General features: G+C 70.0%; 11 protein-coding genes. 6 read left to right on the forward strand and 5 right to left on the reverse strand.

Features of this window, described 5'->3' with window-relative positions:
- Positions 1-5 precede the first annotated feature (5 nt).
- The 6 genes from LQZ85_RS15780 to LQZ85_RS15805 all read left to right on the forward strand — a co-directional run bounded on the left by LQZ85_RS15780 (position 6) and on the right by LQZ85_RS15805 (position 7470).
- On the forward strand, positions 6-1529 hold the full coding sequence (locus tag LQZ85_RS15780) for a family 20 glycosylhydrolase (RefSeq protein WP_056277407.1): 1524 nt from the start codon (positions 6-8) through the stop codon (positions 1527-1529).
- Positions 1526-2692, forward strand: coding sequence for an N-acetylglucosamine-6-phosphate deacetylase (nagA, locus tag LQZ85_RS15785; RefSeq protein WP_056277403.1), 1167 nt, complete (start codon positions 1526-1528; stop codon positions 2690-2692). Before LQZ85_RS15780 ends, nagA begins: the two co-directional genes overlap by 4 nt.
- Before the next feature lie 428 nt (positions 2693-3120).
- A complete protein-coding gene (locus tag LQZ85_RS15790; protein WP_082586515.1) occupies positions 3121-5307 on the forward strand; it encodes a sigma-70 family RNA polymerase sigma factor in 2187 nt (728 codons plus the stop codon).
- Between the two features lie 30 nt (positions 5308-5337).
- Positions 5338-5709 (forward strand): YrdB family protein, encoded by a 372-nt coding sequence (locus tag LQZ85_RS15795; protein WP_053095398.1) that lies wholly within the window; start codon positions 5338-5340, stop codon positions 5707-5709.
- A complete protein-coding gene (locus tag LQZ85_RS15800) occupies positions 5706-7070 on the forward strand; it encodes an FAD-linked oxidase C-terminal domain-containing protein (RefSeq protein ID WP_056277399.1) in 1365 nt (454 codons plus the stop codon). Before LQZ85_RS15795 ends, LQZ85_RS15800 begins: the two co-directional genes overlap by 4 nt.
- Positions 7063-7470 (forward strand): NUDIX domain-containing protein, encoded by a 408-nt coding sequence (locus tag LQZ85_RS15805; protein ID WP_056277396.1) that lies wholly within the window; start codon positions 7063-7065, stop codon positions 7468-7470. Before LQZ85_RS15800 ends, LQZ85_RS15805 begins: the two co-directional genes overlap by 8 nt.
- A 12-nt stretch (positions 7471-7482) precedes the next feature.
- Here the strand turns inward: LQZ85_RS15805 and nagB are convergent, their stop codons facing one another.
- From nagB to LQZ85_RS15830, 5 genes are all read right to left on the reverse strand, one after another.
- On the reverse strand, positions 7483-8262 hold the full coding sequence (nagB, locus tag LQZ85_RS15810; protein WP_053095395.1) for a glucosamine-6-phosphate deaminase: 780 nt from the start codon (positions 8260-8262) through the stop codon (positions 7483-7485).
- The gene (locus LQZ85_RS15815; RefSeq protein ID WP_171821895.1) at positions 8255-9220 is read right to left on the reverse strand and encodes an ROK family protein; all 966 of its coding nucleotides are present in this window, start codon (positions 9218-9220) and stop codon (positions 8255-8257) included. Before LQZ85_RS15815 ends, nagB begins: the two co-directional genes overlap by 8 nt.
- A 58-nt stretch (positions 9221-9278) precedes the next feature.
- Positions 9279-10466: an ROK family transcriptional regulator gene (locus LQZ85_RS15820; protein ID WP_230101195.1), complete on the reverse strand. Its 1188-nt coding sequence runs from the start codon at positions 10464-10466 to the stop codon at positions 9279-9281.
- Between the two features lie 79 nt (positions 10467-10545).
- A complete protein-coding gene (locus LQZ85_RS15825; protein WP_230101196.1) occupies positions 10546-13800 on the reverse strand; it encodes a family 20 glycosylhydrolase in 3255 nt (1084 codons plus the stop codon).
- On the reverse strand, positions 13791-15008 hold the full coding sequence (locus tag LQZ85_RS15830) for an alanine racemase (protein WP_230101197.1): 1218 nt from the start codon (positions 15006-15008) through the stop codon (positions 13791-13793). The genes LQZ85_RS15825 and LQZ85_RS15830 overlap by 10 nt, the downstream gene beginning before the upstream one ends.
- Positions 15009-15014 lie beyond the last annotated feature (6 nt).

Here is a 15014-nt window from a genome sequence, read left to right on the forward strand (position 1 = left end):
TGTTCATGGTCCTTCCCCATTCCATGCCCCTTGTTCCTCTTCCCGCTTCCTCCATCGCCGTGGATGGTCGGCTGCCCGTCTCCGACGGCTTGCGAGTCATCGGCGACTCCCCCGCGGCGGCCCAGCTGATCGACGCCGTCGCGCGCCGCAGCGGCATCCGGCTGTCGCACTCGACGGACAGCACCGGCGCCGGCACCGGGTCGACGATCGTCCTGCGGATCGACCCCGCCGCGGCGCCCGAAGGATACGGGCTCACAGTCGGCGACTCCGTCGAGATCGTGGGCGGCGACGAGGCAGGACTCTTCTACGGCGTGCAGACGCTGCTGCAACTGCTCCGCGAGGACGACGAGGGATGGGCGTTCCTGCGCGCCGAGATCACCGACGCGCCACGATTCGCACGTCGCGGCGTCATGCTCGACGTCACGCGTCACTTCTTCGACGTCGATGAGGTCAAGAAGTTCATCGACAGCACCAGTGCCCTGAAGTTCAATCACCTGCACCTGCACCTCAGCGACGACCAGGGCTGGCGCATCCAGATCGACTCGTGGCCGAAGCTCACCGAGCTCGCCTCGTCGACGGCCTCCCTCGGCGACCCCGGCGGCTTCTACACGAAGGACGACTATCGCGAGATCGTCGCGTACGCCGCTGAGCGGCACATGGTCGTGATCCCTGAGATCGACCTCCCCGGTCACACGCACGCCATCGGCGTCGCGTATCCGGAGCTCGTCGAGGATCCGGTCATGAACGACAGCCTGATCGCCGAATCGGCGCGCCTGGGGCAGCCGCTCCCCGTCGCAGGCGAGCCCTATCTCGGGTGGGGCGTCGGGCACTCGAGCGTCCGCATCCATGAAGAGCGCACCTACGAGTTCGTCCGTGACGTCGTGCGCGAGCTCGCCGAGATGACCCCGGGTCCGTACATCCACATCGGCGGCGACGAGTCCCTCGGCACCCCGCAGGCGGACTTCGATCTGTTCGTCGAGCGCGCCACCGCGATCGTGTTCGAGGAGGGCAAGATCCCCGTCGCCTGGCACGAGGTGGGCGCAGCGAAGGACATCGCCGAGGGGACGATCGGCCAGTACTGGGGCAAGACGACACCCGAGGGATCGCACGCTGAGGAGGCGGCGCACTTCGTCGAGCGTGGCGGGGCGCTCATCATGTCGACCGCCGACGTCGCCTACCTCGACATGAAGTACACCGAGGATTTTCCGCTCGGACTCACCTGGGCCGCGATCATCGATGTCCGCAGGGCGTACGAGTGGGAGCCGACCGCTGTGCTCGACGTCCCGGAGTCCGCGATCCTCGGCATCGAGGCTCCGCTGTGGAGCGAGACCACCCGCACCCTGAGCGAGGTCGAGCAGCTGGTCTTTCCGCGGGCCGCCGCTCAGGCGGAGGTCGCGTGGTCACCGCGCGACGCCGACGGCCGGGACTGGGAGTCGTTCCGCGGGCGACTCGGCGCACTCGCCCCGCTGTGGAAGGCTGAGGGCGTGGACTTCCACCCCGCAGACGAGATCCCCTGGAGCGAGCGATGACATCCGTTTCGACAGCGACGGGATCGGTCGTCATCCACTCGGCCCGACTGATCGACCACGGCGTCGAGGTCGCGGACGCCTGGGTTCGCATGGAACACGGGCGGGTCGCCGCTCTCGGCACCGGCCAGACGTGGGCCCCCGCCGATGAGGTCGTCGACGCGACCGTCGTCGCCGGGCCGGATGCCGTACTCACACCCGGATTCATCGACATCCACTGCCACGGCGGCGCGGGAGCGTCGTTCGACGACGGGCCGGAGGCGATCCGCTCGGCTCGCGCTCTGCACCGCGCTCATGGCACGACACGATCGGTGATCTCCCTCGTCACCGCCCCCGTCGACGCCCTCGCTCGACGCGTGGCGCAGATCGCCGACCTGATGGAGTCGGATGCCGACATCCTGGGTTCGCATCTGGAAGGGCCGTTCCTCGACCCGGCGCACCACGGAGCTCACGAGCCGTCGCTGCTGCGCACTCCGACACGAGACGACGTCGCCCGCCTGCTCGACGCCGGCCGCGGGACGATCCGGCAGGTGACGATCGCACCGGAGCTCCCCGGCGGTCTCGAGGCGATCCGGATGATCGTGGACGCCGGCGCTGTCGCAGCGGTGGGACACACGAGTGCGGATGCCGCGACTGCGGACGCGGCATTCGGGACCGGCGCCTCCGTGCTGACCCACGCCTTCAACGCCATGCCCGGAATCCATCACCGAGCGCCGGGGCCGGTACTGGCGGCGGCGGCCGACCGCCGCGTGGTGCTCGAGGTGATCGCCGACGACATCCACCTCGACCCGCACGTGGTCAAGCTCGTGTTCGACTCGGCACCCGGTCGCGTCGCACTCATCACGGATGCCATGGCGGCTGCCGGCAGCGCCGACGGGCACTACGACCTGGGTGCGGTGAGCGTGACGGTCCTCGACGGCATCGCGCGCGCGGACGACACGGGATCGATCGCGGGGTCGACGCTCACCCTCGACGTGGCGCTGCGCAGGGCGACCGCGGCGGGCGCACCTCTCACGGAAGCCGTCCGGGCGCTCACCGAGACACCGGCGGGAGCGATCGGATACGGCGACCGGATCGGTCGCCTGGCGGTCGGGTTCGTCGCTGACGCGGTGCTGCTGAACGCACAGCTGCAGGTCGCTCGCGTGTGGATCGGCGACCGGCCGTAGCCCGGTGCGGGTGAGGGGCCGCCGTTCCCCAGATCGGCGACCCCGTCACAATTCCCCCCACGTTGCGAGAGCTGGCGGGCCGAGCGCTCCTCCCCCGAGGTGCCCGACCCACCATGCCGGTGCACTTACCCCTTGCACCAGCGCCTGAGCTCCGCCCCCCGGTGGAGCCCCATGGCTGTCTCTAGTGATGAGACGACGTCGACGCCGATTCATTACGCGATTTCTCAGATCTTTTTTCACGGTTCTTCCGCGCGCCCGACTGATCTGCCCGTGATCAGGTCTTTATTCGCCCCCGGTCTTCTGCGAGCACTTTTCGAGAAGGGGTGGCAAGCCTGAGAGATAGGAGAGAGAATGGAGATGACGCGTGATGAAAATGGGGTTCACGCGTCTCTTCATGTGGAGGCGCACTCGCGCTCCACGACAGATGGATGACAGTGGATCAGGACAGCACTTCACACGAGGAAACGATCGCCGACGCCGATCTCGTCCTGCGCACCCGCTCGGGTGACGCGGCGGCCTTCGGCGAACTGTGGAGGCGGCACTATCCCTCCGGCATGTCGGTCGCGCGATCGATCACGTCGTCGATCGACCCCGACGACCTCGTGCAGGAGTCCTACACCCGCATCTATCAGGCGATCATCAAGGGCGGCGGACCGAACGGATCGTTCCGCGCCTACCTGTTCACGAGCATCCGCAACACCGCCGCCGCCTGGGGCCGCTCTCGACGCGAGTCCGCCATCGACGAGCTCGACTCCGTCGCCGATCCCGACAGCACAGACCAGGCGGCCAACGAGGCCCTCGATCGCAGCCTGACCGCGCAGGCGTTCCGCAGCCTGCCCTCCCGCTGGCAGGAAGTGCTCTGGTACACAGAGATCGAGCAGATGAAGCCGCAGGAGGCCGCGACCCTGCTCGGCATGAAGTCCGGCGCCGTCTCGCAGCTGGCTTTCAGAGCGCGTGAAGGACTTCGCGAAGCATGGATCCAGGCTCACCTCCGCAGCGCGGCCGAAGGTTCCGACTGCCAGTGGACCATCGAGCACCTGGGCGCCTACTCGCGCGGCAACCTCAGCACGCGAGACCACAACCGTCTCGAGCAGCACCTCGACCAGTGCGCACGCTGCATGATCGTCGCCGCTGAGGCGAAGGACGTCTCCAAGCGGCTGGCCCTCGTGCTGCTGCCCCTCGTCCTCGGAGTCACGGGTTCCGCAGGCTACCTCGCCACCCTCCAGGGTGGCGGTACGCCCATCGTCGCGCTCGCGGCCATGCCCTCGGGGATCACCGAGGGAGCTGTCGTGGCTGCGGGAGGCGGAACAGCCGCCGCCGGATCGTCGAGCGGCACCGGTGGAGCCGGCGCGACCGGCGCAGGCACAGCGACCGGTGGCGGAGCCGGTGGCACGGCGACCGGAGGCATCTTCAGCGGAGTCGGTGCGCTCGTCAGCGCAGGATCGGCGGCCCTCGTGGTCGCCGGCGTCGTGGCGGCCGCCACAATCATCCCGAGCCTCACGGGCGCGACGCCCGCGGCATCGATGCCGAGTGCGGGCGACAGCGATTCCTCGTCGATCAGTGCAGACGTCGGGCCCGACGAGTCGATGTCCGACGACAAGACGCCGATCGTCGATGAAGCGGAGACCGAGCCCGAGCCCGTCGCCCCGCCCGTCGAAGCACCCGTCACCCCCCAGCCCGCTGAGGACATCGCGCCGGCGATCGTCTCACCCCCGGCCCCGACCGAGTCGACCGCGCCGGCACTGCCCGAGTCCACGTCCCCTCCCGTGGACGAAGAGCCTGACGACGAGAACCCCGACGGCGAGAACCCCGATGGCGAGGTCCCGGGCGAGAACCCCGGAGAGACCCCCGGCGGCGAAACCCCCGGCGAGAACCCCGGAGAAACCCCCGGCGGCGAAACCCCCGGCGAGAACCCCGGAGAAACCCCCGGCGGCGAAACCCCCGGCGAGAACCCCACGGAACCGGCCGCGCCGACGACTCCGATCGAAGTGAGCCTCGCGAGCATCTGCCTCGACGCACGCGCTGTCACCTATGTGACCGTGAATGTGTCCGGCGAACCGGGCGCGGACATCGAAGCGCTGCTCGGCGGACGCCGCGGCGGCGTCGACGGCACATCGCTGACTGACGCAGGGACCGGCACGATCGAGTTGCGCCCCGGTCTCGTCCAGATTCTCCTCGGCGCGCCCCTCGAGGTCCACTACGTGACGGCGTCCGGTCCGATGCTGCCGACGACCACGAGCCTCTCGGCTCTCGGGGTGACCCTCGGTTCCGTGGCCCTCGCTCCCTCGTGCGGAGGGCCGGCTGCGGATCCCGCCGAGACAGTACCCTCCGAGCCGACTCCGGACGACGCGATCGCGCCGATCCCCGAGCCGACGGACGAGGCAGCACCCGCTGCCCCGACCGAGTCCCCGGACGCCGAGGCGTCCCCTGAGACGCCGGCACCCGAGACGGAGGCCCCGGCCGCTCCCGTCGAGACCGCTCCTCCGGCAGAGCCCGTGACCGAGGACCAGACCGCCCTTCCGGCAGAGCCTGCCCCCGCTGACGACACCGCGCCCGCCGACGAGACCGCGCCGGTCGACCAGGTGGCCGCAGACGAGGCCGCGCCCGCGCTCTGACCCGCCATCGGCGGCGAATAGACTGGATCCATGTCCCAGGATCCCGCCTCCGTTCCCGGCGTCGACCGCCCCACCATCACCGCTCTCGACGTCGTCCGATCGGTCGTCCTGATCGTCGCAGTGGGCACCCTCGCCCTGTGGGGATTCGCCACCTGGCCCTTCCCGTACAACGTCATCCTCGGCATCGGGGCTCCGGTCGTCGTGATCCTGATCTGGGCGCTCTTCCTCTCGCCGCGACCCGTCCTGCGACTGCATCCGTTCCTTCGCGTCGTCGTCGAGCTGCTGATCTACGTCGGCGTCACGATCGCGTGGTGGCTGATGGACCAGCCCCTCATCGGCATCGCGTTCGCCGTGGTCGCCGTCGGCGCAGGCGTCGTGAGCGGCCGGCGTCGCATCCGATGAGCGCCCTCGACCTGCTCGTCGCCGCGCTCGGCGACATCGTCGACACCGATGCGACGGTCCTCGAAGAAGCCCGCGCCGACAGATCCGGGCATGCGGCGCCCGGGCGGCCGCTCGCGGTCGTGCACGCCGAGACGGTCGAGCACGTCCAGACGGTGATGCGCATCGCGACCGAGACGGCGACCCCTGTCGTGGTGCGTGGCGCCGGCACCGGTCTCGCCGGCGCGGCGAACGGCGGCGATGGCGAGATCGTGCTGTCCACTCGCCGGATGACCGCGATCCACGAGATCCGGGCCGACGACCTGCTTGCCGTCGTCGAACCCGGAATCCTCAACGCCGACCTCAACGACGTGCTCGCGGAGCACGGACTCTGGTGGGCGCCGGATCCTGCGAGCCGTGCGATCTCGACGGTCGGCGGCAACATCGCCACCGGAGCGGGTGGGCTGCTCTGTGCGAAGTACGGCGTCGTGCGAGACGCGGTCCTCGGTGTCGACCTGGTTCTCGCCGACGGCCGACTGCTGCACCTCGGCCACCGCAGCGTCAAAGGCGTGACAGGACTCGACCTCACCTCGCTCGTGATCGGCTCCGAGGGCACGCTGGGCGTGGTCGTCGGCGCCACCCTCAAGCTGCGCCGACTGGTCGAGGGAACGACCTGCACCGTGACGGCCGTCTTCCCCGATGTGCGTGCCGCAGCGTCCGCCTCGGCCGCGGTCACCGCCTCGGGTGCGCAGCCGGCGATCATGGAGCTGATGGACTCCGCGAGCCTCGCCGCCGTCGCAGCCCTGCTCGACCTTCCCTCGCCCGTGGCCGGGAGCGCCCAGCTGACGATCCAGACCGATGGTCCGGCGGCAGTGGCCGAGGCGACGATGATCTCCGACATCCTGACGGCTCATCAGGGTGTGACCGAGGTCTCCCATGACCGCGAAGAAGGAGAGCGCCTCCTGGCCATCCGGCGTGCCATGCACCCCGCCATGTCGGCGCTCGGCACGACCCTCATCGAAGACGTGTCGGTGCCGCGCAGCGCCATGCCCGCCATGTTCGACGAGATCGCCCGCATCGAGAAGGCCTACTCGATGGCGATCCCCACGGTCGCTCACGCGGGCGACGGCAACCTGCATCCGAACTTCATCTTCGAGGGCGCAGAGCCTCCCGCTGAGGTCTGGGCGGCGGCGGACGAGCTGTTCCGGGCCGCGATCGCGCTCGGCGGCACGCTGACCGGAGAGCACGGGATCGGAACGCTGAAGAGCCGCTGGTTGGCCGACGAGCTCGGAGACGACCAGTGGGAGCTGCAGCGTCAGATCACTCGGGTGTTCGATCCGCTGGGAATCCTCAACCCCGGCAAGGTCTTCGCGCCCGATGCCTGACATCCACGTCAGCGCCGCGGTCATCGTCGATGACGCCGGCAGGGTGCTCGTCGTGCGCAAGCAGGGCACGACGCGCTTCATGCAACCCGGCGGCAAGCCCGAGCCCGGGGAGACCCCGTCGCAGACGCTGATCCGCGAGCTGCACGAAGAGCTCGGCCTTCGCCTGGATGAGGTCGATCTGGAGCCGCTCGGCACGTTCGTCTCCGAGGCGGCCAACGAGCCCGGTCACCGAGTCGTGGCCGACGCGTTCTCGGTGTCCATCGCCGCGGCGGAGGTCGTCGTCCAGGCGGAGCTCGCCGAGCTGCGATGGATCACACCCGCGGATGCCGAGACGCTGCCGCTGGCGCCCCTCAGCGTCGAGCACCTGCTGCCGCTGGCGTGGCCGACGACTCGGCCCTGAGAGCCGACCGCGTCAGATCCCCTGCCAGCTCGGCTTGTTCGCGAAGGTGTAGCGGTAGTAGTCGGCGAGCTTCAGCCGGGACGCCGCGGCCTCGTCGACGACGACGGTCGCGTGCGGGTGCAGCTGGATCGCCGAACCCGGGAGGATGGCCGACAGCGGCCCCTCGACGGCATCCGCCACGGCCTGTGCCTTGCCCTCTCCGAAGGCGAGCAGCACGAGGTGCCGAGCGCGAAGGATCGTGCCGAGCCCCTGGGTGATGCAGTGCATGGGCACGTCGTCGATCGAGTCGAAGAAGCGGGCGTTGTCTTCGCGGGTCTGCTCGGTGAGGGTCTTCACGCGCGTGCGCGAGGCGAACGACGAGCCGGGTTCGTTGAATCCGATGTGTCCGTCGGTGCCGATGCCGAGGATCTGCAGATCCACTCCTCCGGCCGCGTCGATCGCGGTCTCGTAGTCGTCACCTGCGTGCTGGATGGTGGCCTGTGCGCCGTTGGGCACATGGATCCGCCGCGGGTCGAGCCCGAGCGGCTCGACGACCTCGCGGGTGATGACCGAGCGGTAGCTCTCGGGATGAGCGGGGTCGATCCCCACGTACTCGTCTAGGGCGAAACCGCGCACCTGCGAGACGTCGCGACCCGCGAGCCTGTCTCGCAGCGCCTTGTAGACGGGGAGGGGCGTCGAACCGGTGGCGAGGCCGAGCACGGCATCCGCACGTCCGTCGATCAGCTCGACGATCTCGGCGGCGACGAGGGCGCCTGCCGCTTCTGCGTTCTCGACGATGACGACTTCAGCCATGGGAAACGGTCTCCTTAGAGGGGGTGGTTGCGCCGACGACCGCGGCCCCGAAGGCCGCGGCGGGAGAGCCGGCAGGGAGCAGTTCGATCCTGTCGTCCAGGTGGAGCGAGCGCATGAAGGGCGAGGCCTCGGCATCGGACCGGAGAGCGTCGCGGATGCCCGTGTAGAGCCTGTCGCCGAGCGAAGTGAGGCCGCCGCCGATGATCACGCGTTCGACGTCGGCGGAGAGCACGAGCGCACGCACCGCCGCGGCCCCGCCGTGGAAGAGATCGGCGCGGAGCGCGAGCGCCCGTTCGTCACCGGTGTCGGCTGCGTCGAAGATGTCGCGCACCGGGAGCGCACCGGGACGATCCCAGGCTCGGGCGAGCGCGCCTCCGCCGCAGAAGGTCTCGATGCAGCCGCGCTGTCCACAGCCGCAGAGACGGCCGTTCGGGTCGACCGAGAGGTGCCCGACCTCGCCGGCCGTGCCTCGCGCGCCACGCCAGATCGTGCCGTCGACGACGATCCCGGCAGCGACCCCGGTGCCGAGATTGAGATAGGCCATCGACCCGTCGACGCCGCGCAGCACCGCAGCGCCGAGGGCGGCCGCTTTCACGTCGTTCTCCACGCGGACGGGGATGCCCAGCTGTCGACCGGCGCGCCCGGCGAGATCCAGGGACTCGACGCCGAGATTCACGGCATGGAGCACCCGACCGGTGTCGGCGTCGACCAGCCCGGGGATTCCGACGCCCACCGATCTGACCGACGAGCGAGCGAATCCTCCCTCGTCGGCGAGCGCATCGACCGTCTCGAGGATGCTGACGACGACTGCCTCCTCACCCCAGCCGGTGGGTCGGCGCAGGCGCGCCAGAATGTCTCCGTCCGCGGACACCGCGACGGCATCGATCTTGGTTCCGCCGACGTCCAGGCCCACTCGTATGGGCCGACCGGACAGGTCGACGGCGAGCGCATCCGTCATCGGATGGTGCCCCTGCTCGTCTTCGGCTCGTGGACGCGGTCGCTCCCGCCGGTACGGATCACGAGACGCCCAGCTGGCTGGACAGCACCATCACGGCGGCACCGCGCAGGACGATGTCGTCCTGGTGTGTGCGGCGGATGAGCGCGTCCTCGAAGACGCCCTCGAGCGTGCGCGCGTGCAGGGTCTCGACCGCGGCGTCGATCAACACGCCGTCGAGCAGATCCTCGGGACCCGAGAGCACGACCTCGGACAGATCGAGTGCCGCGACGATCGGGGCGATCGCGATGCCCATGCGGGTGCCCGCATCGCGGAGGATCTCGTCGCGCGATCCGGGGGCGTCTGCGATGGCGGGACGCAGCCGCGTCTCACTCAGCCACGCTTCGAGGCAGCCGTCTTTGCCGCACGCGCAGCGGGGTCCACCGTCGGTGCCCACGACGACGTGGCCGATCTCGCCCGCTGCGAAGCGACTGCCGAGCAGCGGCTGGCTGCCGGTGATGACGCCGGCTCCGACTCCGCGACCGATCTTGATGAGCATGAAGTCGGCCTTCGCCTCGCCGAACGTGTACTCGGCGAGCACCGCGGCGTTGGCGTCGTTGCGCACGAGGACCGGAAGATCGAGATCGACGCCCAGTTTCGCCTCGAGAGGGAGATTGCTCCACCCGAGGTTGGGCGAGCTGAGCACGACGCCGTCGGGACGCACGACACCGGGGCTGCCGATCCCGACGCCGAGGATGGGCTGCGTGGCCGTCTCGGCGAGCGCTCGGGCCAGCTCCAGCGTGGTGGCGTAGGCGGCGTCGCCGTCTGCGCTCTCGGGTCGCGGCACCTCACGGCGCTCGAGCACGTCGCCGTCGAGGCTGAGCAGAGCGCCGACGAAGGCATGGGGGCCGGAGAGATCGATCCCGATGATCTGGTGCCCGACTCGGTCGATGTCGATGAGGATCGGAGGCTTGCCCGGTCCGACCGTCTCGCGCACTCCCATCTCGACGACGATGCCGTCGGAGATGAACTCCGCGACGAGGTCGGAGATGGTGACCCGAGTGAGGCCGGTCTCGCGAGAGAGGTCCGCTCGACTCATCGCTCCCGAGTGATAGAGCGTCTGCAGCACGAGCGCGCGGTTGTGACCGCGAGCGTGTTCCGGGAGCACCTTCGAGCGAGAGCGCAGGTGGCGCCCCGGGCCGAAGGCGTGCGCGCTCGCGGCGACGTAATCTGGCGACGTCGAAGGACGCGATCCATCCGATACGGACATGTTTGTTAGTAGACCTTACGAACATAAATTTCGCAACCCCTGCCACAGTTAGCACAGGGAGGGTTACGGAAACGTTACATTATGCCGAGAGTACTCCGGCGGCGGTGCCCGACGAGTCCGCCAGGCCTTCGACGAGGCCCGCGACTATCGCCTGCCGCGCCTCGCGTGTCAGAGGCTTCCCCGGCACTCCAGGACGCCTCTGCACGGGCGTCGGACCGTCGAGAGGACGATACCGCACACCGGACTCGGCGAGGCGTCTGAGATGGACGGGAAGACGTCGCGCGAACCCCTCATACGAGGGTGGTTCGCCGCCGTCCCACAGCCGTTCGGCGATCGCTGCGAGACGAGGGAACATCGCGAAGTCGACCCGATCTCTCGTCGGGAGGTGCTCGGTCCACACGTTGGCCTGTCCGCCGGCCGCGCCGTCCTCGATGCGCAGCGTGTACGCCTGCTCGATCGGCAGCGGCGGGCCGACCCGGATCGGCTCCTCCGCCGACTCCGACTGGGGGTAGTCGAGATACACCTCGAGGTCGGGGCACGCGATCACGGGGATGCCGCGCCTCAGCGCCTCGCCCATCGCGACGGGACCCCGCCACGCGAGGATCCGCACACCCTCGGGGACATCGCCCTCGAGCACCTCGTCCCATGCCAGGGCGATGCGCCCACGGCTGCGGAGGTGGGCGACGAAGTGATCGGTGAACCAGGGCTGCACGTCGTGGGGAGTCGCGAGACCGAGCTCGCCCATCCGCTCGCGCGCAGCGGCGCTCTGCGCCCACTCGGTGACCGGCACCTCGTCGCCGCCGATGCCGATCCACGGAGAGTCGAAGAGGTCGCACAGGGCGTCGATCGCCGCACGCCCGAACGCGAGGGCGTCATCCGTCGGCGCGAGGGTGCGAGGGTTCACGCCGAAGCGCGACCACGGCGCGACAGCTCGCTCGCTCGCATCCGTGTTGCCGAGCGCGGGGTACGCGGCGAGCGCCGCCTGGATGTGCCCGGGCAGTTCGACTTCCGGCACGACCGCCACGAATCGCTCCGCGGCGTAGGCGACCAGGTCGCGCAGCTCCGCATCCGTGTAATGACCCTCGTGCAGCCCCGGCACCACCGTGGCGTGCGGCCCGTGGCCCCGCTGTGTCTCCTCGCGGCGCGCGCCCACCTCTGTGAGCAGCGGATAACCCGGCACCTCGAAGCGCCAGCCCTGATCGTCGGTGAGGTGGAGGTGCAGCACCGTGAGATGGTGGTCGGCCATCAGATCGACGAGTCGCTTCAGATCCTCGACCGGGCGGAAGTGCCGCGCGACATCGAGCATGACCCCCCGCCAGGTGTGAGCCGGAGCAGACTGCCATGTTCCTGCGGGGATCCGAGCGCGATCGGAGCCGGGCTCGCGCAGCTGCCGGAGCAGCGTGACGCCCCGGAACACGCCCGCCGCACTCGCCCCCGCGACGTCGATTCCGTCGGCGGTCACCGTCACGCGGAATGCCTCGGCGCCGACACGCGCTCGGGCGAACGGCTCCCCCGCGAGAGACTCGTCGATCCTCAGCGTGATCGCGGGTGCCGCCTTCGCGGTTTCGAGATGCTCGCCGAGACGGGATGCGCTCGCGACGAGGGCTTCCGGAGCCGACACCGAGGTGTGAACCGTCCACTCGAACGGCTCGGCAGCGGGATCGATCACCGACGGGATGTTCGGGACCGGGGCACGATGCGCGGCGGGCGTCATTCGCAGCGCTCGACCCGGGGTCGCGCCGGACGCGTGCCCCGCCAGCACCACCGGCACACCGCCGACGAGCACCTCGTCGACGCCGATCGGCGCCTCGTGGGGAGCATCGAAGGTCGCCCCCGCCGTGATGGTCTCGGGATCGAACAGCACGAGGTCGGCCGTGGCTCCCTCGCGGATCACACCCCGCGGCGCATCACCCCGGTCGAGGCCCAGCCGCATCGCCGGTGTGCCGGACAGGTGCTGCACAGCCTGTTCGAGGGAGAGCACCCCGAGTTCTCGCACGTAGTGCCCGAGGTAGCGCGGGAAGGTCCCTCGGCCCCGCGGATGCGGTCTCGCGCCGATCAGGATCCCGTCGCTGCCGCCGCTGTGCCGCGGGTGCCGCATGATCGTGCGGACGTTCTCCTCGTCGCCGATGTGCATCAGGATGCCGGTGGCCCCCGCATCCTCGAGGATCGTGTCCAGCACCACGTCGACCGAGCGCCTGCCGGACGACTCGGCGATCTCCGCGACGGTCCGTCCGACGAGGTCCGCGAGTTCGGGCGACGAGGTGCCGGAGATCTGGATGGCCGACCAGTCGGCACGCTCCCCGTGGAAGCCGTCGCAGCCGATCTCCTCGAGCTCGACGCGGACGGTCTCGCGTCCGCTCTCATCGAGCGCAGCGAGGGTCGCGAGCAGGTCGCCGCTCTCGGCCAGTCGGCTCGGAAGCAGCGCCGCGAGCGTGGTGGCACCGGGAAGATAAGGGTAGGTGTCGAGGGTCACGTCGACGCCGTCGTCGAGGGCCTCATCGACCAGAGCGAGCAGCTCTGCCGCACGCCCGCGGTTCGGAGCGAAGTTCATGGTCGCATGCGTGAGATGGATCGGGCACCCGGTGCGACGGCCGATGTCGAGCGCCTCCCGATAGGCGTCCAGGGCTCCCCCGCCGTAGCTTCGGGTGTGGGGCGCCCAGTAGCCGCCGCGTTCGGCGACGACTCGGCAGAGCGCTTCCAGCTCCGCCGTGTCGGCGTACATCCCCGGGGTGTAGGTCAATCCGCTCGACATGCCGAACGCGCCTGCGTCGAGCGCCGCGCCGAGGATGCCGGACATCGCTGCGATCTCCGCAGGTGTGGCCGCCCGGTTCTCGTGACCGACCACCATCATGCGCAGATTGCCCTGCGGCACCAGGACCGCGGCGTTGCCCACCGCGGCCGAGTCGATCGCAGCGAGCAGGTCATCCATCGAACGCCAGGGGACGGCGGGCGGCATGCCGTTCCAGCCCGCGATCTGAGCCGGGATCACCGCCGCCGTCGCGTCGTCGAGCGGGGCATAGCCGAGCCCGTCCTGGCCGAGCACCTCCGTCGTGACGCCCTGGAGGATCTTCGCGTCGTGGGCTGCTCCCTGCAGCACGGCCAGCTCGCTGTGCGCGTGCATGTCGATGAACCCGGGAGCCAGCACCCGCCCCGCCCCCGCGACCTCCACCGCATCCGCCGGCAGTTCCAGGACCCTCTCATCTCCGTCGCGGATCACCGCGACGATGCGGGCTCCTTCGACCGCGACGTCGGCCGCGAACCTCTCGGCTCCGGTGCCGTCGACCACGGTGACGCCTCGGTACACCCGCACGGGCTTCTCGGTGCTCAGAAGCATGTCGCGACCGCTCCGATCACCCGGGGGTCCGCCGCATCCGGGTCGTCGATGACCGCCACCACGCGCCATTTGTCGAAAGCCGTGCAGGGATGCGACAGCCCGAGACGCACGACGTCGCCGACGGAGACATCCGCCCCGTCTGCAAGAGCGAGGAAGGCGTGCTGGTCGTTCAGGGCCGTGATCCGCCCCTCGACCGATTGCGGGACCGGCAGGTCGAGGTCGAACGGCACATCTCGACGGCCCGCGTCCAGCAGTGCGAGTCCCTCTTCGGGCTGCGAGACGACGCGCGACCACGCGTGCATGGCGGAACGCAGCGGCGCCGTCGATGTCAGGGCGCCGAACGGCGACATGCGCGAGTAGAAGCCGTCATCGTGGATCTGGAACGCACCCGACCGCAGCACGATGTCGGCATCCGCTCCGTGAGGGGCCAGGATCGCCGCTGCCCGGTCGGGGAAGGCGCTGCCTCCTGCGCTGAGCACGGGCCGAACGCCGGGCGGATACTCGAGGCGACGGTGCAGGTCGACGAGTGTGGACAGATAGGCGTCGACGGCGGCGACAGACGCCTCCGACCGGTCGGGACCGAACGGTCCTTCGTAGCCGGCGACTCCGGCGAGCCGCAGACCGGGGGCCGCGACGATCGCCTGGGAGATGCGCTCCCCCTCTTCCACGCTGCGTGCGCCCGTGCGCCCGCCCCGGCCACCGAGTTCGACTTGCACGTCGAGAGGACGCTCGGCGTCGTGAAGCGCGTCGGCGAGGATGCCGACGGTCTCGACGGAGTCCGCCCAGCAGAGGATCCGGAGATCGCCCGCCGCAGCGAGCAGAGCGCCGAGGTGGTGCGCGGCGCCACGATCCGTGACGGCGTTCGCGATGAGCACGGTGGAAACCCCTGCCTCCACCGCGACTTCGGCCTGCCACGGCGTCGCGACGGAGATCCCCCATGCGCCGGCATCGAGCAGCCGCTGCCAGAGCGCCGGTGCCATCGTCGTCTTGCCGTGCGGTGCGAGGACGACTCCCTGTTCCGCCGCCCAGGCGAAGACGGTCGATTCGTTGTGGGAGAGCGCCGCCTCGTGGACCGTCAGCACCGGCGTCACGAGATCGGACAGGTGCAGGCCCGCGTCGGGTACCTCCGACAGCCGCAGCCCCGCGGAACGCGGAGGGAAACCCTTCGCCCAGGTGCCGAGTACAGGATCCGGGATTTGTAGAGGCATCTAACA

Source organism: Microbacterium sp. Bi98, assembly GCF_918698045.1.
Classification (GTDB): domain Bacteria; phylum Actinomycetota; class Actinomycetes; order Actinomycetales; family Microbacteriaceae; genus Microbacterium.